The following is an 18,706-nucleotide window of genomic DNA, read 5'->3' on the forward strand; positions in this document are numbered from 1 at the left end:
CGCGTTTGCCCCTACGGCAGTCGGCCCCGGCCCCCTCTAGAGGGGGCCGGGGCCGACTGCCGTAGGGGCGGGGCGTCAGCGGACCGGGTGGCCCGCTTCCCGCAGGGTCTGTTTCACCTGGCCGATGCGCAGGTCGCCGAAGTGGAACACCGAGGCGGCGAGGACCGCGTCGGCGCCCGCGGCGACCGCGGGCGGGAAGTCGGTGAGCCGGCCGGCGCCGCCCGAGGCGATCACCGGGACGGTGACGTGCTTGCGGACGGCGGCGATCATCTCCAGGTCGTAGCCGTCCTTGGTGCCGTCCGCGTCCATGGAGTTGAGCAGGATCTCGCCCGCGCCCAGCTCCGCGGCCCGGTGTGCCCACTCCACGGCGTCGATGCCGGTGCCCCGGCGGCCGCCGTGCGTGGTGACCTCGAAGGAACCGCCGGACTCACCGGACCCGGTACGGCGGGCGTCGACCGACAGGACGAGGACCTGGCGGCCGAAGCGTTCGGCGATCTCCCGGATGAGGTCCGGGCGGGCGATCGCCGCGGTGTTGACGCCGACCTTGTCGGCGCCCGCCCGCAGCAGCTTGTCCACGTCCTCGACGGTGCGGACGCCGCCGCCCACGGTCAGCGGGATGAACACCTGCTCGGCGGTGCGGCGCACCACGTCGTAGGTCGTCTCGCGGTTGCCCGACGAGGCGGTGATGTCCAGGAACGTCAACTCGTCGGCGCCCTCGGTGTCGTACACCTTGGCCATCTCGACGGGGTCGCCCGCGTCCCGCAGGTTCTGGAAGTTGACGCCCTTGACGACCCGGCCGCCGTCCACGTCCAGGCAGGGGATGACTCGGACCGCCAGGGTCATGAACCGTGCTCCTCTATGTCCGCCGAGTGCCTCTGGTGTCCTCGGAATGCTTCCACTTCGACCGACACCAGTACGCGCGAGTCCATGAAGCCCTCCACCACCAGGAGGCTGGTCACCGGGCGCACCGGGTCGAACAGCTCTTTGTGGGCGCGGCCCACCGCGTCGATGTCCCGCGAGTGCGCGAGGTGCACGCGCGTGCGGATCACGGAGTCGACGCCGAGACCGAACTCGGCGATCGCCTCCAGTGCGGTGCCGAAGGCGACCCTGGCCTGTTCGTACGGGTCGCCCTCCCCGTACAGCACGTCGCCCTTGAACGCGGTGGTGCCGCCCACCAGGACGCGGTCGCCCGCCGCGACGGCGCGTGCGCAGCCGAAGGAGTCCTCCCAGGGGCTCTCGCCCCGCACGCGCCGTACGGCTTCGGCCGTCATCGCACCGCGTCCTTCTTCACGAGGTGGCCTCCAGGGCCTCTTCCAGGGTGAACGCCTTCGCGTACAGGGCCTTGCCCACGATGGAGCCCTCGACGCCGAGCGGGACGAGCTCGGCGATGGCCCGCAGGTCGTCCAGCGAGGACACGCCGCCGGAGGCCACCACGGGGCGGTCGGTGACGGCGCAGACGTTCTTCAGCAGCTCCAGGTTCGGGCCCTGGAGTGTGCCGTCCTTGGCGATGTCGGTGACGACGTACCGCGCGCAGCCCTCCTTGTTGAGGCGCTCCAGCGTCTCGTAGAGGTCGCCGCCGTCCCGGGTCCAGCCGCGTCCGCGGAGGGTGGTGCCGCGCACGTCGAGACCGACGGCGATCTTGTCGCCGTGCTCGGCGATGACCTTGGCGACCCATGCGGGGGTCTCCAGGGCGGCGGTGCCGAGGTTCACGCGGGTGCAGCCGGTGGCCAGGGCGGCGGCCAGGGAGGCGTCGTCGCGGATGCCGCCGGACAGTTCCACCTTGATGTCCATGGCACCGGCGACCTCGGCGATCAGCTCACGGTTGTCACCGGTGCCGAACGCGGCGTCCAGGTCGACCAGGTGCAGCCACTCGGCACCCGAGCGCTGCCAGGCGAGCGCGGCCTCCAGGGGGGATCCGTAGGAGGTCTCGGTGCCGGACTCACCGTGCACGAGGCGGACGGCCTGGCCGTCGCGGACGTCGACGGCGGGGAGGAGTTCGAGCTTGGCCATGTCGCTACAGGGTTCCGATCCAGTTGGTGAGGAGCTGGGCGCCGGCGTCGCCGGACTTCTCGGGGTGGAACTGCGTCGCCCACAGGGCGCCGTTCTCCACCGCGGCGACGAACGGCTTGCCGTGCGTGGACCAGGTGACCGTCGGCGCCCGCATCACCGGGTTGTCCGCCGGGAGGGTCCAGTCGTGGACGGCGTAGGAGTGCACGAAGTAGAAGCGGGCGTCCGCGTCCAGGCCGGCGAACAGTTCGGAGCCGGCCGGCACGTCCACGGTGTTCCAGCCCATGTGGGGCACGATGTCGGCCCGCAGCGGCTCGACCGAGCCGGGCCACTCGTCCATGCCCTCGGTCTCGACGCCGTGCTCGATGCCCCGTGCGAACAGGATCTGCATGCCGACGCAGATGCCCATCACGGGCCGGCCGCCGGACAGCCGGCGGTCGATGATCCAGTCGCCTCTGGCCTCCCGGAGGCCCTTCATGCAGGCGGCGAAGGCGCCGACGCCGGGGACGAGCAGGCCGTCGGCGTTCATGGCCGTGTCGAAGTCGCGGGTGATCTCCACGTCGGCGCCCGCGCGCGCGAGGGCGCGTTCGGCGGAGCGGACGTTGCCGAAGCCGTAGTCGAAGACCACGACCCGCTTGGTGGCGCTCACGGTCACACCTCCAGCCGGAGGACGCCGGCGGTCAGGCACATCGCGGCGCCGATCGCGAGCACCACGACGAGGCTCCTGGGCATCTTCTGCTTGATGAACGAGACGACCCCGCCGACGAAGAACAGGCCGACGACGATCAGGGCGGTGGACAGGCCGTTCATGCTTACAGGGCGCCCTTCGTGGAGGGCAGGATGCCCGCCGCGCGGGGGTCGCGTTCGGACGCGTACCGCAGGGCCCGGGCCAGTGCCTTGAACTGGCACTCCACGATGTGGTGCGCGTTGCGCCCGTACGGCACGTGCACGTGCAGGGCGACCTGGGCCTGGGCGACGAAGGACTCCAGGATGTGCCGGGTCATCGTGGTGTCGTACTCGCCGATCATCGGCGCCATCTTCTCGGGCTCGGTGTGCACGAGGTAGGGGCGGCCGGACAGGTCGACGGTGACCTGGGCGAGGGACTCGTCCAGGGGGACCGTGCAGTTGCCGAAGCGGTAGATGCCCGTCTTGTCGCCGAGCGCCTGCTTGAAGGCGGCACCGAGGGCGAGGGCGGTGTCCTCGATGGTGTGGTGGGAGTCGATGTGCAGGTCGCCCTCGGTCTTCACGGTCAGGTCGAACAGACCGTGCCGGCCGATCTGGTCGAGCATGTGGTCGTAGAAGCCGACCCCGGTGGAGATCTCCGTCTTTCCGGTGCCGTCGAGGTCGATCTCGACGAGGACCGACGTCTCCTTCGTCGTCCGCTGCACGCGTCCTACGCGGCTCATGCGCTCTGCTCCTTAGGGGGTGTGGGGGCGGCCCCCACGTAACTGACCAGTTCACGGACCGCGTCGAGGAACGCGTCGTTCTCGGCCGGGGTGCCCGCGGTGACCCGCAGCCGCCCCGGTACGCCGTTGTCCCGGACCAGGACGCCCCGGTCGAGGATCTTCTGCCAGACCACGTGGGCGTCCGCGAACGTGCCGAACTGGACGAAGTTCGCGTCGGACGCGGTCACGTCGTAGCCGAGGTCACGCAGTTCGGTGACCAGCCGGTCCCGCTCCCGCTTCAGCTGCTCGACGTACTTCAGCAGCGTGTCGGTGTACTCCAGGGCGGCCAGCGCCGTCGCCTGGGTGATCGCCGACAGGTGGTAGGGCAGCCGGACGAGCTGCACGGCGTCCACGACCGCCGGGTGCGCGGCGAGGTAGCCGAGGCGCAGGCCGGCCGCGCCGAACGCCTTCGACATGGTGCGGGAGACGACGAGGTTCGGGCGTCCCTCGAGCAGCGGCAGCAGCGAGTCGCCGTGGCTGAACTCGATGTACGCCTCGTCCACGACCACCATCGACGGCTTGGCCGCCTGGGCGGCCTCGTACAGCGCGAGGACCGTCTCGGCCGGGACCGCGTTGCCGGTGGGGTTGTTGGGGGTGGTGACGAAGACGACGTCCGGGCGGTGCTCGGCGATCGCCTTCTCGGCGGCGGGCACGTCGACGGTGAAGTCGTCGCCCCGGGGACCGGAGATCCACTCGGTGCCGGTGCCGCGTGCGATGAGTCCGTGCATCGAGTACGACGGCTCGAAGCCGATCGCCCTGCGGCCGGGCCCGCCGAAGGTCTGCAGCAGTTGCTGGATGACCTCGTTGGAGCCGTTGGCCGCCCAGACGTTCCGGACGCCCACGGGGTGCGAGCCGGTCTTCGTCAGGTACTCGGCCAGCCTGGTGCGCAGCTCGACCGCGTCCCGGTCGGGGTAGCGGTTGAGGTGCCGGGCGGCCTCACGGACCCGCTCGGCGATCCGCTCGACGAGCGGCTCGGGCAGCGGGTAGGGGTTCTCGTTGGTGTTCAGCCGTACGGGGACGTCCAGTTGGGGCGCGCCGTAGGGGGACTTGCCGCGCAGCTCGTCCCGTACGGGGAGGTCGTCGATGGTGACGTTCGTGTCGTTCACTTGCTCTCGGGCACCTTCCAGCCGAACCTCGCCTTGATCGCCGCGCCGTGCGCGGGCAGGTCCTCCGCCTCGGCCAGCGTGACCACGTGGTGCGCGACGTCGGCCAGCGCGTCCTCGGTGTAGTCGACGATGTGGATGCCGCGCAGGAAGGACTGGACGGACAGACCCGAGGAGTGGCAGGCGCAGCCGCCGGTGGGCAGGACGTGGTTGGAGCCGGCCGCGTAGTCGCCCAGGGAGACGGGGGACCAGGGGCCGACGAAGATCGCGCCGGCGTTGCGCACCCGGTCGGCGAGCGCGGCGGCGTCGGCGGTCTGGATCTCCAGGTGCTCGGCGCCGTAGGCGTCGACCACCCGCAGGCCCTCGTCGAGGCCGTCGACCAGCACGATCGCGGACTGCCGGCCGGCGAGCGCCGGGACGATCCGGTCCTCGATGTGCTTGGTGGCCTTGACCTGCGGCTCCAGTTCCTTCTCCACCGCGTCCGCGAGGTCCGCGGAGTCGGTGACGAGGACGGCGGCGGCCAGCGGGTCGTGCTCGGCCTGGCTGATCAGGTCGGAGGCGACGTGCACCGGGTCGGCCGTGGCGTCGGCGAGGATCGCGATCTCGGTCGGGCCGGCCTCGGCGTCGATGCCGATCTTGCCGGTGAAGTAGCGCTTGGCGGCGGCGACCCAGATGTTGCCGGGGCCGGTGACCATGGTGGCGGGCGGGCAGGACTCGGTGCCGTGGGCGAACATCGCGACGGCGGTGGCGCCGCCCGCGGCGTACACCTCGTCGACGCCGAGCAGCGCGCACGCGGCGAGGATCGTCGGGTGCGGCAGGCCGCCGAACTCCTTCTGGGCCGGCGAGGCCAGCGCGATCGACTCGACGCCGGCCTCCTGGGCCGGGACGGCGTTCATGATCACGGAGGACGGGTAGACGGACCGGCCGCCGGGCGCGTACAGGCCCACGCGGTCGACGGGCACCCACTTCTCGGTGACCGTGCCGCCGGGCACGACCTGGGTGGTGTGGGTGGTGCGGCGCTGTGCGCGGTGGACGAGGCGGGCGCGGCGGATGGACTCCTCGAGGGCCGCGCGCACCGCCGGGTCCAGCTGCTCCAGCGCGTCGGCGAGGGCCCGCGCCGGTACCCGGACGGACTCCAGACGCACGCCGTCGAACCGTTCGGCGAAGTCGATCAGCGCCGCGTCGCCCCGATGATGCACGTCCTCGCAGATGGGCCGCACCTTCTCCAGGGCGGCCGCGACGTCGAAGTCGGCTCGGGGCAGCAGGGCGCGCAGGGCGGGGCCCTCGGGGAGGGCGTCGCCGCGCAGATCGATTCGGGCCAGGAAGGAATCTTGCAGCACGGGGTCAATTCTCTCAGACCCGCGCCGGACACCGTGCGAGCGTTCCAGTGGCTGATACGAGTCCCTCGTGGTGACGCATTGTGCGCACCGAGAAGACCCTTCTCACTTTCTGTGTTCGAAAGGTCACCGGGTGGGCATGACCCGTTGTACCAGTTGTGCGAAGAGACGAACTCGCAAGTATCCGAGGAAAGAGTCCGAGGAGAGATCCGAGGGGACACCCGAGGAAACACTCGAGAAAGGGTGAAGGACGTGACCGAGGGGGCGGGGCCGCGTGCCGGGGAGCCGCCGGACGACCTGACCGCCGTGGAGGCGGGCATGTGGCAGGCCTTCCGCAGCGGCAGCGTGTACGACCTGAGCAGCGGGGACGGCGTCGTCGACGATCCGCACGGAGGGCACCCGTGGGGGCCCGAGCGGACCGTGCGGGCCCGCGTCGTGTGCTGGCTCCTGCTGGACGGACCGCCCCCGCTGGCCGGGCGTGTCTCCTCACTGAAGCTGGTCGGAGTGCGGATCAGCGGTGTGCTGGACCTCGCGGGCGGGACGGTGGCGCCGTACGTCGAGATGCGCGACTGCCGCTTCGAGCGGGACGTGCTGCTGCCGGAGGCCCGGTTCACCACGATGCGGCTGGTGGACTGCTCGGTGCCGCGCCTGGAGGCGGCCCGGTTGCAGACGGAGGGCGATCTGCATCTGCCGCGCTGCCGGTTCCCGGGCGGCATACGGCTGACCGACGCCCAGATCGGTACGGATCTGCTGCTCAACCAGGCGATCGTGCACCGCGACCGCAGCGGCCGCTCGATCGCCGCGGACGGCATGACCGTCGGCCAGGACCTCCAGGCCGAGCTGCTGGAGTCGCACGGCGAACTGAGCCTGCGGACCGCGCAGATAGGCGTCTCGCTGAGTCTGCGCGGGGCCCTGCTGGACAATCCGTCCGCCCGGCTCGCGCTGAACGCGCCCCAGTTGACCGTCGAGCGGTCGCTGTATCTGACGCCCGCCGGGGTCGGTTCCCAGGCGAGGAGCGGGATGACACCGGCGCGCGGGACGCGGATACAGCTGTTCGAGTGCCGGGGCGGGGTGCGGCTGGACGACGGGCGGTTCGGGGACGCGGTCGACTTCGAGCGGGCCCGGTTCACCCTGTCCGACGACCAGGAGCTGTCGCTGCGCCGGGTGCAGACGCCGGAGCTGCGGTTCCTCGGGGAGCGGCCGGCCCGCGGGCGGGTGACGCTGTCGGGAGCGCGGGTGGTCAACCTGGTGGACCGGGCGGACAGCTGGCCGGGGCCCGGTCGGCTGCACATGGGCGGCTTCGCCTACGAGACCCTCGTGCCGCGCGGGCCGTTCTCACTGGCGGAGCGGCTGGAGTGGGTGGCCGCGGCGAGCGCCGAGTACACCCCGGAGCCGTACGAGCGGCTGGCCGCCGTGCTGCGGGCGAGCGGCGAGGACGAGGACGCCCGCGAGGTGCTGCTCGCCAAGCAGCGCAGGCGCCGCGAGAGCCTGCCGGTGGCGGCCAAGCTGTGGGGCTACGCGCAGGACTGGACGGTCGCCTACGGCTACCGGCCGGGGCGGGCCGCGGTGTGGATGGCGGTGCTGTGGGCGGGTGGCTCACTGGCGTTCACGCACGCGCACCATCCGCCCATCAAGGACGGCGAGCATCCGACGTGGAATCCCGCCCTCTTCGCCCTGGACCTGCTGCTGCCGGTGATCGACCTGGGTCAGGTGGGGTTCTGGCAGCTGCGCGGCGGCTGGCAGTGGCTCGCGGCGGCGTTCATCCTGCTGGGCTGGATCCTCGCCACAACGGTGGCGGCGGGGGCCACCCGAACCCTGCGCCGTCTCTGACCGCTCCTGACTGCCTCTGACCGCATCCGACCGACCCGGCCCGGACCAGCCCCGACAGCGCTCCCCGCGGCCCCCGCAGTCCCGGCGAGCCCGGGGGCTTTTTACCCGGCCTTGACCAGGTGGCGTACAACTTTCCGTGACTTCCGTGAAGGGTCTGGCGCTGCTGTGACCTGCGGTCTTTCAATGGTCGACACCATGGCTCTGCTGCATGCGTTCACCCGTGCGTCCCGGGTGCGAGGAAAGACGGGCACCGCCTCGCCCACCGCCCCTGTGCTGCCCGCCGACGACGAGGTGCTCCTCGACGCGCCCGACGAGGAACTGGGTCCGGCGCTGGTCGGGGCCGCCGCCGGCGATCCCACGCCCGCCGCCGAACTGCTCGCCGCCACCCGGCACAGCGGGGCCTGGGAGCACCGCGACCGGAAGGTGCAGAAGCTCGCGGCCTTCGCGCGCTCGCGCCCCGAGTGGCTGGACACCTGGCGTGCCCTCGACCCGCACAACCCCGACGGGCTGCTCGTGGAGGCCCAGCGGGCGGTGCACCGCGCCTGGGCCTCACCGGCCCGCGCCGAAGCGCTGCGCGAGGTGAGTCCGCTGATCACGGCCGCCGCCCGGGCCGACCACCGCGACCCCGTGCCGTGGCGGCTCGCCCTGGACCACGCCCGCGGCGCACGTGCCGGGCACCGGTACTTCCAGGAACTGTGGGAGGCGGCGGTCCGCCGCGCCCCGCACCACTACGGCTGCCATGTGGCGGCCCTGCGCTATCTGGCGTCCTCCTGGCACGGCGCGCACCGCGAGTGCTTCGACTTCGCCGACCAGGCCGCGCAGGACGCGCCGGAGGGCTCGCTCACGCAGGCGCTGCCGCTGTGGGCGGCCTTCGGTTACCTCATCGACGGCTGCGGTCCCGAGGTGCCGCGCGCTCGGCTCGAAGCGGCGGCCGACCGCGCCGCGTCCCTGTCCGCCCGGCTTCCGGCGGCCCACCCCCGGCCGGCCGAGCTGCGCAACCTGCTGGCCTACGTCCTCCTGCGCCTGGAGCGATGGCCGGACACCCTGGAGCAACTGCGCCTCACCGGCCCGTACGCCACCTCCTCGCCCTGGGACCGGGACACGGACGATCCCCTCGGCCGGTTCCTGGAGGTGCGCCGGGGCGTCCACGCGGCGGTGGCCGCCGGTCCCGCCGCCGCCCCCTTCGGCGCCTTCGCCGCGGGCTCCGGGCATCCACGGAGTGAACGTGGCGGCCGGGTCCGCTTCGGCGACCATTAGGCTTTTGCGTCGTGACCACCGTCCGGCTCCCGCTCTTCCCCCTGAACTCGGTGCTGTTCCCGGGGCTCGTGCTTCCGCTCAACATCTTCGAGGAGCGCTATCGCGCCATGATGCGCGAGCTCCTGAAGACCCCCGAGGACGAGCCGCGCCGGTTCGTCCTCGTGGCGATCCGCGACGGCCACGAGGTCGCCCCGAGCGCCCCCGGCATGCCCGACCCGACGGCCGTACCCGAGCGGGGCCCGGCGGCGGGCTTCGGACCGGACCCGCTGCGGGCCTTCCACAAGGTGGGCTGTGCGGCCGACGCGGCCACGATCCGGGAGCGGTCCGACGGCACCTTCGAGGTGCTGGCGACGGGGACGACCCGGATGCGGCTGCTGTCGGTCGACGCCTCCGGGCCGTTCCTGACGGCCGAGCTGGAACCGGTGGCCGAGGAACCCGGCGAGGAGGCGGGGGCGCTCGCGGAGGGGGTGCTGCGGGCGTTCCGCCAGTACCAGAAACGGCTGGCGGGGGCGCGGGAGCGGTCGCTGGTGACCGGCGCGGAACTGCCGGACGAGCCGGGGGTGGTGTCGTACCTGGTCGCCGCCGCGATGATGCTCGACACGCCGACCAAGCAGCGTCTGCTGCAGGCACCGGACACGGCGTCCCGGCTCCGCGACGAGCTGAGACTCCTTCGCACGGAGACGGCCGTCATCCGCCACCTGCCGTCGTTGCCCGCGGCCGAGCTGACCCGCGGACCGACGAATCTCAACTGAGGCAGCAGAGGCAGGGCGAGGGGCAGGGGGCAGGGATGGCGAAGAAGTCCAAGAAGCAGCAGCAAAAAGAAGGGGCGCGCGAAGCGCATCCGCACAAGGGGGGTGGCGGGCGACGGGCGGGAACGCCCGCGACGGTGGCGCTCACCGCGGCCGGGGTGCCGTTCACGGTCCACTCCTACGACCACGACCCCGCGCACCCGTCCTACGGCGAGGAGGCGGCCGAGGCGATGGGCGTCTCCCCGGACCGCGTCTTCAAGACGCTGGTGGCGGACGTCGACGGCGTGCTGACGGTGGCGGTGGTCCCGGTGGCGGGGCAGCTGGACCTGAAGGGCCTGGCGGCGGCGGTGGGCGGCAAACGGGCCGCGATGGCCGACCCCGCCCTCGCGGAACGCACCACGGGCTACGTCCGCGGCGGCATCTCGCCCCTGGGTCAGCGCAAGAGGCTCCGGACGGTCCTGGACGACTCGGCCGGCCTGCACGAGACGATCTGTGTCTCGGCCGGCCGCCGCGGCCTGGAGGTCGAGCTCGCCCCGGGCGACCTGGCCGAGCTGACCGCGGCGGTGCTCGCCCCGATCGGGCGTGTCTGAACCCTCGACGAGCCCTGCTTCTTCGGCTGATCAGAAAAGGCATGGCGGGGCTTGTCGAAGAGGACCCGCAAACGTAAGTGGCGCACCAGGAAGGGCCGCGCGAACCACGGCGGGCGCCCCGCCTGAACCGGGCGCCCGCACGCCCCGCCCCGGCCCACCGGGGCACTACGCTCCCGGGGCCCCGCCGTCCGGCCGCTGCGGGACGTAGGAGTCCACCGGCGGGAAGGGGTCGGGGTCGCGGGGGCCGAAGAGCGCGGTCAGGCCCAGGTGGACGACCAGCCCGGCGAACGGCCAGGCCAGCAGCGCTCCTTTGGCACTCAGCTTCAGCGGCGCGTCGAACGTCACACCTTTGCCCACGTCCTTCGCGTGGGCGACGACGTCCTGCGCGGGTCCGAGCCACACCCCGAGCCGCCACGCCAGCAACGACCCGAGCAGCCCGCCGACCCCGAGCGCCACCACCAGCGGCACGCCCCCGCGCCGCCGCACGAGGAACACGGCGAGCGCGCTCACCGCGCCGAGCCCCAGGGCGAGCAGCGTGAACGTCCCGTCCACCCCGATGGCCTGCTCACCCTCGGTGTCCTTGAGGTAGACGACCCAGTTGTCGCCCACGACGTCGCCCGTCAGCGGCACGCGCGGCGCCAGCCACCACCACAGCACGCCGAGCAGGACCCCGCCGAGCGCCACCGCCACCGCGGTCACGGCGGCCTCGCGCAGTTCCGTCCTCATCCCGGGGCCGTCCTGCTCGTACCAGCCGTAGCCGGTGCGGCCACCGGGACCGGCGGGCCCGGCGAATCCGGCGGGCCCGGTACGGCCAGGGCCGGTGGGCCCGTCCGCGGACGCGGCGGCCACCTGACCGGCGGACGGCGGCTGCCACCCGCCGCGCGGGGAACGTTCATGCGGAGGCGGTGGTGGTGTCAGAGGTGCGCTCACCCTGACATCGTGCCAGGCCCGGCTGCGCGGCGCGTCACCGGACAGCGGCCCTGCGGTACGCCCAGGTCGCCACGGCCAGCGAGAGCACACCGACCACCCCGCACACGGCGAGATCGCCCAGGACCCGGGCCCAGTCGGGATGCGGCGCGAAGGTCCGCGCGAGGGCCTCGACGCCGTACGTCGACGGCAGCAGGTCCCGGGCCAGGCGTACCGCCTCCGGCATCCGCTCCGCCGGCAGCACGCCCAGCAGCAGTGCCGCCGACATGCCCAGCTGGCCGAGGAGCGTGGCGAGCTCGGCCCGTGGCGCGAGCAGCCCCAGCGCGGCCCCCAGCCCGGCGAGCGCGGCTCCCGAGAGCGGGATCACCGCGGCCAGCACCCACAGATGCGTCAGCGGCAGCCCGAACAGCACACATCCGAAGGCCGCGGTCACCACGGTCCCCGGCACGGTGAACGAGGCGTAGGCGCCGGCGGCCCCCAGCACCACCGCCGCCGGCGGGACGGGCAGGGTCGCGTAGTGGTCGAGGCCGCCGCCGGCCCGCAGCTGTCCGAAGTACTGCGCGAGCAGGTTGAGCGCGACGAAGGCGACGACCAGGACGGACGATCCGGCGACCACCGCCCGCGCCTCACCGCCGCCGTCCACGACCCCGCGCATCAGGATCATGATCCCGACGGACTGGAAGGTCGCCACGAACAGCAGCGGGATCCGCGCCACCCGCGCCCGGGACAGCTGCGCCCGGTACACGGCCGCCAGTGAGGGCCACAGCCGTGCCCGCGGCCCGAGTGCGGCCGGCTCCGGCGCGGCCTCCTCCGCGTCCGGGGCGCCGCCCGGCAGGACATCGGCGGGTACGACACTCACGTCGCGCTGCTCCCCTTCCCATTCCGACGGAGGTTCCCTCGGAGGCTCGGCCGGAGATCCACTCGCATCCACTCCGGCAGTCGTCCCGTTCCGTACGGACACGGCGCCCGGTGCGCTCAGCGCCCCGCCGTCACTCATGCCTTCACCAGTCCCTGCCGCACGGCACCGCCCAGCGCCAGGTACACGTCCTCCAGACTGGGCGTGGCGAGCGTGAAGTCGTCCAGCGCGGCGAAGGCGGCGCCGCCGGTGACGGTGGCGACGACCGTACGGGCCTCCTCGGGTGCGAGCCGCAGCGTCCAGCGGCGGCCCGACTCGACGGCGCGGTCCACGAGCGCGGCCACCTCGGGCACGTGCAGCGGGGCCGCCTCGCGCCACACCAGGTCGACCCGTACCTCGCCCGCGACCCGCTCCTTCAGCCCGGTCGGGCTGTCACAGGCGATCACCCGGCCCCGGTCGAGGACGGCGACCCGGTCGAGGACGGTCTCGGCCTCGATGACGTTGTGGGTGACCAGCAGCACGGTGGTGCCGTGCTCGACCCGGCGCCGGTCGACGGCTGACCACACGGCGCGCCGCGCCACCGGGTCCATCCCGGAGGTGGGTTCGTCGAGCACGAGCAGCGGTCGCTCCCCCACCAGCGCGGTGGCGAAGCAGGCCAGTCGGCGCTGACCGCCGGACAGCTTCTTCAGGGGTCGTCCGGCGATCGGGGTGAGCCCCAGTTCGTCGAGGACGGCGTCCCGGCCCGTACGAGCCCGCTTCGCGTCGAGGCCGCGCAGCCGCGCGGTGGTCTCGACGGCGAGTGAGACCGTGAGCTCGTCGAGCGCGGTGGACTCCTGCCCGAGGTAGGCGAGGATCCGCGCGGCGCGCTCGGGGTGGCGCACGACGTCGTGGCCGAGGATCCGCACGCTGCCGCGGTCGGGCCGCATCAGACCGGTGAGCTGTCGTACCAGGGTGGACTTGCCGGCTCCGTTCGGCCCGAGCAGCCCGAAGACCTCACCGCGCCGGACGTCGAGCGTCACGTCGTCGGTGGCCCGGACCTCGGGGGTCGCCGGGGCTCCGCGGCGTCCGCGGGCCGCCGGATACGTCTTGGTCAGCCCGCGCACCGCGCACACGATGTCGCCATCGTGCCGGAATGCGTGTATCGCGCGCGTGCTCACAAGGAACGAGACTACGGGGTCCGCGGCCCGGGTCCGCTCCCGGGTGGGCCGACCGCCCCGGAACCACCGGTGGAACAGCGGACCCGCCGCACCCGCCGCGAAGGGCCTCCGTCGCGCGGCGGCGCGGACACCGGGCGGACCCTCGGTCACTCCGCGGCCGCGGCGCGTTCCGTCCCCGTGCGCAGGTCCAGCTCGCGCCAGAAGCCCGCGCGGATGGCGTACCGGTCGCGTTCGTCGATCTGGTCGTCCTTGTGGGCGAGCAGGCCGAAGCGGGCGGCGTAGCGCAGCAGCTCGCCGTCGATGCGGTGCGGGATGCGGGGGTACATGGCGGACAGCCTCTGGATGCCGCCCTGGTCCCCGAGCCGGTCCACCCAGCGGCGGGCGAAGACCTGCCCCACCTCGAAGGGGTCCCCGCCGACCGTGGTGATGTCCTCCTCGCGGTCGGCCCACCGCTGCTCCGCGGAGGTCAGCTGGGCGAGCGTCGGCAACGAGGCGGCGTCGGCGGGCTCGGTGACGGACCGGTCGACCCAGCCCTTGTCGGAGGACCAGCGCAGGGTGGCGGACTGCGGCTGCTGGGGGTGCGGGGCACTGGGGCCGCGGAGGGCCGCCAGATCCTTGGGGGTGGGTACGCCCTTGGTGGCGGGCGACCGCTCGCCGGCGCCGTTGTGCCCGGCGCCGACCGCGTGCGGGGGTTCCTGCTCGGCCTGCCCGGCGGCCGGCGCGGACTCCGGCAGCGGGGCGGAGAGGATCGCGGCGATGTCGGGACGGGCGGGGGGCGGCGGGGCGCACACCCCGGAGAAGTCCTTGGCCCGTACCGCCTTGGTGATCCACGCGCGGTCCAGCACCCGGCGTTCGTCGGCCTCGGCGACCAGGTCCTCGGACTGGTTGTAGTCGCCGTCGGCGGCCTGCACGGCCCACAGGTGGACGGCGACGCCGTGCTCCTTGGCCGCCATCATGCCGGGCAGCAGGTCGCCGTCGCCGGTGACCAGGACGATGTCGGAACAGGCGCGGTTGCGGGCCAGCTCGGTCAACTCGGCGTGCATGGCGGCGTCCACGCCCTTCTGCGCCCAACGACCGTCACTGCGCGTGAGGGCGCCGAGCCGAACGGTGACCCTGGGCATCACCCGCAGCCGGCGGTGCTCGGGCTGCGGCACGCGGTCGGGGGCGCCGTCGAACCAGTAGATCCGCAGCAGGGGCTGACTCGTATCGGACTCGGCACGGTCGCGCAGCCCCTGGATGAGGGCGGCGTGATCGACGGTGATGCGGGACCGCGAGGGCTCCCCGGCGAGGAGACTGGCGGCGGCCCCCAGCAGATACCCGGCGTCCACCAGGACGATGCAGCGGTCCACGCGATCCACCCTCTTTCCGGGAGGTTTGCTTCGGGCTTGCTTCGAGTCTGCCCGACCGTGCCGGGGTTAACGGTCCGAACTCGATCTTCGGCGTGGCGTTTCCACACTTCCTTCGCCCACCCACCCTGTCACACACGGTAATTGTCCGACATGCGACCATCATTCGGCTATGTGAGTCTGGTCCCGGCCCTGGCCCCTAGATCCCCCACAGGAGGCATCACCATGGCCAAGAACAAGAACCGTGAACGGAAGCAGCAGCCGGCCGGGCGCTCCCAGCAGGCGACACAGCCGGCCGCTGCGGAGCCGCAGACCGAGCAGCACGGCCCGCAGATCACTCCCGGCGACGTCGCCCGCAAGGGCCGGCAGAAGCGCTTCGGCCACAACTGACACCTGCGTGAGGCGCCGTTGAGCGCCCCGCGCACGGTACCTGCAGAGGGGTGCGCCCGTCACCGGGCGCGCCCCTCTTACGTCTTGAGCATCCCTTCGCACACGTCGGCCGACCGCCCCGGCGCGCACCGGCCCCGAGGCCCCTCGGGGTACTGGCTCCTAGCCCGCCAGGCAGGACGGGCCGAGGAGGACCTTGAGGTCGCCGAACAGGGCGGGGTCCGGCTTGACCCGGTGCCGGTCCAGGCGCAGCACCGTCGTCTTCGTCGGCCCCTGGAGCCTGATGCGGACCTCGCTGTCGCCCTTGTGGTGGCCGAGGATCTCGCCGAGGCGGCTGACCATCGGCGGGGTGACCCTGGTGGCCGGGATGGTGAGCACGACGGGCGCGTTGGTGCCCGCGTTGGACAGGTCGGGCACCTGGAGCTCCATGGCGACCAGGCGCGGCACGTCCTCGCGCTTGTCGAGCCTGCCCTTGACGAACACCACGGCGTCCTCGACGAGTTGGGTCGAGACGAGCTGGTAGGTCGCGGGGAAGAACATGCACTCGAGGGAACCGGCGAGGTCCTCCACGGTGGCGATCGCCCAGGCGTTGCCCTGCTTGGTCATCTTGCGCTGGAGGCCCGAGATGATGCCGCCGATGGTGACCACGGCGCCGTCGCCGAAGTCTCCGCCGGTGAGCTGGGAGATGCCCGCGTCGGCCTTGTCGGACAGGACGTGCTCCAGCCCGAACAGCGGGTGGTCGGAGACGTACAGGCCGAGCATCTCCCGCTCCTGCGCGAGCAGGTAGGTCTTGTCCCACTCGTCGTCGGTGAAGGTGACGTCGAGGCCGAAGCCGGGCTCGCTGGTCTCCTGCTCGCCCATGCCGCCGAAGAGGTCGAACTGTCCCTCGGCCTCCTTGCGCTTGACCGCGACCACGTTGTCGATCATCGGTTCGTACTGGGCGGTGAGGCCCTTGCGGGTGTGCCCCATGGAGTCGAAGGCGCCCGCCTTGATCAGTGACTCCGTGGTCCGCTTGTTGCAGACGACCGCCTCGACCTTGTCGAGGTAGTCCGGGAACGAGGTGTACTTCCCCTTGGCCTTGCGGCTCTTGATGATCGACTCGACGACGTTGGTGCCGACGTTGCGGACCGCGGACAGGCCGAAGAGGATCACGTCGTCGCCCTGCGCGGCGAAGTTCGACTCGGACTCGTTGACGTTCGGCGGGAGCACCCTGATGCCCATGCGGCGGCACTCGTTGAGGTAGACGGCCGACTTGTCCTTGTCGTCCTTGACCGAGGTGAGCAGTGCGGCCATGTACTCGGCGGGGTGGTTGGCCTTGAGGTAGGCGGTCCAGTACGAGACCAGTCCGTACGCGGCGGAGTGCGCCTTGTTGAAGGCGTAGCCGGCGAAGGGCACCAGCACGTCCCAGAGGGCCTGGATGGCTTCGTCGCTGTAGCCGTTCTTGCGGGCGCCGGCCTGGAAGATGACGAAGTTCTTCTCCAGTTCCTCCGGCTTCTTCTTGCCCATCACGCGGCGGAGGATGTCGGCCTCGCCGAGTGAGTAGCCCGCGATGATCTGGGCGGCCTTCTGCACCTGCTCCTGATAGACGATCAGGCCGTAGGTGACCGACAGCACCTCCTGGAGCGGCTCCTCCAGTTCCTTGTGGATCGGAGTGATCTCCTGGCGGCCGTTCTTGCGCTCCGCGTAGTTGATGTGCGAGTTCATGCCCATCGGGCCCGGCCGGTAGAGGGCCGAGACGGCGGAGATGTCCTCGAAGTTGTCGGGCTGCATCTGGCGGAGCAGCGAGCGCATCGGGCCGCCGTCGAACTGGAAGACACCGAGGGTGTCACCGCGGCAGAGCAGTTCGAAGGTCTTGGGGTCGTCCAGCGGCAGGGCGAGCATCTCCAGGTCGATGCCCTTGTTGGCCTTCACCATCTTGATGGCGTCGTCCATGATGGTGAGGTTGCGCAGGCCCAGGAAGTCCATCTTCAGGAGGCCGAGCGACTCGCACTGGGGGTAGTCCCACTGTGTGATGGTCACGCCGTCGGTGTGCCGCACCCAGATCGGGGCGTGGTCGACGATGGGTTCGCTGGACATGATCACGCCGGCCGCGTGCACGCCCATCTGCCGGACCAGGCCCTCGACGCCCTTGGCGGTGTCGATGACCTTCTTCACGTCCGGCTCGTTCTCGTACATCGCGCGGATCTCGCCGGCCTCGTTGTAACGCGGGTGCGAGGGGTTGGTGATGCCGTCGAGGTCGATGCCCTTGCCGAGGACGTCGGCGGGCATGGCCTTGGTGAGCCGGTCGCCCATGGCGTACGGGTAGCCCAGCACGCGCGCGGAGTCCTTGATGGCGTTCTTCGCCTTGATCTTGCCGTAGGTGCCGATCATGGCGACCTTGTCGGCGCCGTACTTCTCCGTCACGTACCGGATCACCTCGACGCGCCTGCGCTCGTCGAAGTCGATGTCGACGTCGGGCATGGAGACGCGCTCGGGGTTGAGGAACCGCTCGAAGATCAGGCCGTGCGGGATCGGGTCGAGGTCGGTGATGCCCATGGCGTAGGCGACGATCGAGCCGGCGGCGGAGCCACGGCCGGGGCCGACCGCGATGCCCTGCTTCTTGGCCCACATGATGAAGTCGGCGACGACGAGGAAGTACCCGGGGAAGCCCATCGAGATGATGGTGTCCATCTCGTACTCGACCTGCTTCATGCGGTCGTCCGGGATGCCGCCCGGGAAGCGGCGGTGCATGCCGCGCATGGTCTCCTCGCGGAACCAGCTGACCTCGGTGTACCCCTCCGGGATGTCGAACTTGGGCATCAGGTCGCGCTTCTCGAACATGCCCGTGGTGTCGACCATCTCGGCGATCAGCCTGGTGTTGTCGCAGCCCTGCTGCCAGGCGTCGGAGGAGTCGATGGCGTACATCTCCTCGGTGGACTTGAGGTAGTAGCCGGTGCCGTCGAACCGGAAGCGGTCGGGGTCGGAGAGGTTCTTGCCGGTCTGGATGCACAGCAGGGCGTCGTGGGCGGTCGCCTCGTGCGCGTACGTGTAGTGCGAGTCGTTGGTGACCAGGGGCGGGATGCCGAGCTTCCTGCCGATCTCCAGGAGGCCGTCGCGGACCCGGTGCTCGATGTCGATGCCGTGGTCCATCAGCTCCAGGAAGTAGCGGTCCTTGCCGAAGATGTCCTGGTAGTCGGCGGCCGCCTTGAGCGCCTCGTCGAAGTGGCCGAGGCGCAGCCGGGTCTGGACCTCGCCGGAGGGGCAGCCGGTGGAGGCGACCAGCCCGGTGGACCACTGGGCGATGCTCTCCTTGTCCATCCGGGGCCACTTCTGCAGCCAGCCCTCGGCGTACGCGTCGGAGGAGAGCCGGAAGAGGTTGTGCAGGCCCGTGCTGTCGACCGCCCAGATGGTCTTGTGGGTGTAACCGCCGGAACCGGAGACGTCGTCCCGCTTCTGGTGCGGCTGGCCCCACTGGATCTTGCGCTTGGTGCGCCGCGACTCGGGCGCGACATACGCCTCGATCCCGATGATCGGGGTGACTCCGGCCTTCTCCGCGCTGTGGAAGAAGTCGTACGCGCCGTGCAGGTTGCCGTGGTCGGACATGGCGATGTGGCTCATGCCCATCTCGTTGCAGGCGTTGAACATGTCCTTCAGCCGCGCGGCACCGTCCAGCAGCGAGTACTGGGTGTGGACGTGCAGGTGCGTGAAGGGCGACTTCGGCACGGTACGGCCTCCA

The 18,706-nt window shown here is 71.8% G+C and carries 18 protein-coding genes; 5 read left to right on the top strand and 13 right to left on the bottom strand.

Translation table 11 applies throughout. The features are described from left to right. Nucleotides 1-75: 75 nt before the first annotated feature. From hisF to hisD, 8 genes are read right to left on the bottom strand one after another with little or no spacing between them, the layout of a single operon-like run. Nucleotides 76-843, bottom strand: coding sequence for an imidazole glycerol phosphate synthase subunit HisF (gene hisF, locus JL475_RS27800; RefSeq protein ID WP_202280710.1), 768 nt, complete (start codon nt 841-843; stop codon nt 76-78). Then, on the bottom strand, nt 840-1,271 hold the full coding sequence (locus tag JL475_RS27805; RefSeq protein WP_202280711.1) for a Rid family hydrolase: 432 nt from the start codon (nt 1,269-1,271) through the stop codon (nt 840-842). The genes hisF and JL475_RS27805 overlap by 4 nt, the downstream gene beginning before the upstream one ends. 16 nt (nt 1,272-1,287) lie before the next feature. Then, nucleotides 1,288-2,010 carry a bifunctional 1-(5-phosphoribosyl)-5-((5-phosphoribosylamino)methylideneamino)imidazole-4-carboxamide isomerase/phosphoribosylanthranilate isomerase PriA gene (gene priA, locus JL475_RS27810; protein WP_202280712.1) on the bottom strand — a complete coding sequence of 241 codons (723 nt, stop codon included), beginning with the start codon at nt 2,008-2,010 and terminating at the stop codon, nt 1,288-1,290. A gap of 4 nt (nt 2,011-2,014) precedes the next feature. Continuing rightward, nucleotides 2,015-2,656, bottom strand: a complete 642-nt coding sequence (hisH, locus tag JL475_RS27815) for an imidazole glycerol phosphate synthase subunit HisH (RefSeq protein WP_202280713.1) — start codon at nt 2,654-2,656, stop codon at nt 2,015-2,017. A 2-nt stretch (nt 2,657-2,658) separates the two neighbouring features. Beyond that, nucleotides 2,659-2,817 carry a hypothetical protein gene (locus JL475_RS27820; protein ID WP_202280714.1) on the bottom strand — a complete coding sequence of 53 codons (159 nt, stop codon included), beginning with the start codon at nt 2,815-2,817 and terminating at the stop codon, nt 2,659-2,661. Nucleotides 2,818-2,819: 2 nt separating this feature from the next. Next, complete coding sequence (gene hisB / locus JL475_RS27825; RefSeq protein ID WP_109380568.1) at nt 2,820-3,413, bottom strand: imidazoleglycerol-phosphate dehydratase HisB; 594 nt, start codon at nt 3,411-3,413, stop codon at nt 2,820-2,822. Continuing rightward, nucleotides 3,410-4,558 (bottom strand): histidinol-phosphate transaminase, encoded by a 1,149-nt coding sequence (locus tag JL475_RS27830; protein ID WP_202280715.1) that lies wholly within the window; start codon nt 4,556-4,558, stop codon nt 3,410-3,412. The genes hisB and JL475_RS27830 overlap by 4 nt, the downstream gene beginning before the upstream one ends. Further along, the gene (gene hisD, locus JL475_RS27835) at nt 4,555-5,895 is read right to left on the bottom strand and encodes a histidinol dehydrogenase (protein WP_307825179.1); all 1,341 of its coding nucleotides are present in this window, start codon (nt 5,893-5,895) and stop codon (nt 4,555-4,557) included. The genes JL475_RS27830 and hisD overlap by 4 nt, the downstream gene beginning before the upstream one ends. 249 nt (nt 5,896-6,144) lie before the next feature. Here hisD and JL475_RS27840 point away from each other — a divergent pair, with 249 nt between their 5' ends. From JL475_RS27840 to ybaK, 4 genes are all read left to right on the top strand, one after another. Beyond that, nucleotides 6,145-7,722: an oxidoreductase gene (locus JL475_RS27840; RefSeq protein WP_202280716.1), complete on the top strand. Its 1,578-nt coding sequence runs from the start codon at nt 6,145-6,147 to the stop codon at nt 7,720-7,722. A 183-nt stretch (nt 7,723-7,905) separates the two neighbouring features. Then, nucleotides 7,906-8,979, top strand: coding sequence for a hypothetical protein (locus JL475_RS27845; protein ID WP_202280717.1), 1,074 nt, complete (start codon nt 7,906-7,908; stop codon nt 8,977-8,979). Between the two features lie 11 nt (nt 8,980-8,990). Continuing rightward, nucleotides 8,991-9,731, top strand: a complete 741-nt coding sequence (locus JL475_RS27850) for an LON peptidase substrate-binding domain-containing protein (RefSeq protein ID WP_202280718.1) — start codon at nt 8,991-8,993, stop codon at nt 9,729-9,731. 35 nt (nt 9,732-9,766) lie between these two features. Continuing rightward, entirely contained in the window at nt 9,767-10,318 is a 552-nt protein-coding gene (gene ybaK / locus JL475_RS27855) for a Cys-tRNA(Pro) deacylase (RefSeq protein ID WP_237408489.1), read from the top strand. Between the two features lie 165 nt (nt 10,319-10,483). On the opposite strand, the gene JL475_RS27860 is transcribed toward ybaK, so the two are convergent. The 4 genes from JL475_RS27860 to JL475_RS27875 all read right to left on the bottom strand — a co-directional run bounded on the left by JL475_RS27860 (nt 10,484) and on the right by JL475_RS27875 (nt 14,607). After that, a complete protein-coding gene (locus JL475_RS27860; protein WP_202280719.1) occupies nt 10,484-11,248 on the bottom strand; it encodes an AAA family ATPase in 765 nt (254 codons plus the stop codon). Between the two features lie 34 nt (nt 11,249-11,282). Beyond that, nucleotides 11,283-12,104 carry an ABC transporter permease gene (locus tag JL475_RS27865; protein WP_202280720.1) on the bottom strand — a complete coding sequence of 274 codons (822 nt, stop codon included), beginning with the start codon at nt 12,102-12,104 and terminating at the stop codon, nt 11,283-11,285. A 134-nt stretch (nt 12,105-12,238) separates the two neighbouring features. Beyond that, on the bottom strand, nt 12,239-13,213 hold the full coding sequence (locus JL475_RS27870; protein ID WP_202280749.1) for an ABC transporter ATP-binding protein: 975 nt from the start codon (nt 13,211-13,213) through the stop codon (nt 12,239-12,241). Nucleotides 13,214-13,404: 191 nt separating this feature from the next. After that, a complete protein-coding gene (locus JL475_RS27875) occupies nt 13,405-14,607 on the bottom strand; it encodes an NYN domain-containing protein (RefSeq protein ID WP_202280721.1) in 1,203 nt (400 codons plus the stop codon). A gap of 222 nt (nt 14,608-14,829) precedes the next feature. Here JL475_RS27875 and JL475_RS27880 point away from each other — a divergent pair, with 222 nt between their 5' ends. Further along, nucleotides 14,830-14,994 carry a hypothetical protein gene (locus JL475_RS27880; protein WP_202280722.1) on the top strand — a complete coding sequence of 55 codons (165 nt, stop codon included), beginning with the start codon at nt 14,830-14,832 and terminating at the stop codon, nt 14,992-14,994. 159 nt (nt 14,995-15,153) lie between these two features. Here the strand turns inward: JL475_RS27880 and dnaE are convergent, their stop codons facing one another. Then, nucleotides 15,154-18,693 (bottom strand): DNA polymerase III subunit alpha, encoded by a 3,540-nt coding sequence (gene dnaE, locus JL475_RS27885; RefSeq protein WP_202280723.1) that lies wholly within the window; start codon nt 18,691-18,693, stop codon nt 15,154-15,156. Nucleotides 18,694-18,706: the final 13 nt, after the last annotated feature.

The organism is Streptomyces sp. M2CJ-2, from assembly GCF_016757295.1.
Taxonomy (GTDB): domain Bacteria; phylum Actinomycetota; class Actinomycetes; order Streptomycetales; family Streptomycetaceae; genus Streptomyces.

Coding starts and splice junctions, on each gene's coding strand:
- JL475_RS27820 (WP_202280714.1), bottom strand. CDS start 2,817: ATGAACGGCCTGTCCACCGCCCTGATCGTCGTCGGCCTGTTCTTCGTC.
- hisB (WP_109380568.1), bottom strand. CDS start 3,413: ATGAGCCGCGTAGGACGCGTGCAGCGGACGACGAAGGAGACGTCGGTC.
- hisF (WP_202280710.1), bottom strand. CDS start 843: ATGACCCTGGCGGTCCGAGTCATCCCCTGCCTGGACGTGGACGGCGGC.
- JL475_RS27880 (WP_202280722.1), top strand. CDS start 14,830: ATGGCCAAGAACAAGAACCGTGAACGGAAGCAGCAGCCGGCCGGGCGC.
- ybaK (WP_237408489.1), top strand. CDS start 9,767: ATGGCGAAGAAGTCCAAGAAGCAGCAGCAAAAAGAAGGGGCGCGCGAA.
- JL475_RS27845 (WP_202280717.1), top strand. CDS start 7,906: ATGGTCGACACCATGGCTCTGCTGCATGCGTTCACCCGTGCGTCCCGG.
- priA (WP_202280712.1), bottom strand. CDS start 2,010: ATGGCCAAGCTCGAACTCCTCCCCGCCGTCGACGTCCGCGACGGCCAG.
- JL475_RS27805 (WP_202280711.1), bottom strand. CDS start 1,271: ATGACGGCCGAAGCCGTACGGCGCGTGCGGGGCGAGAGCCCCTGGGAG.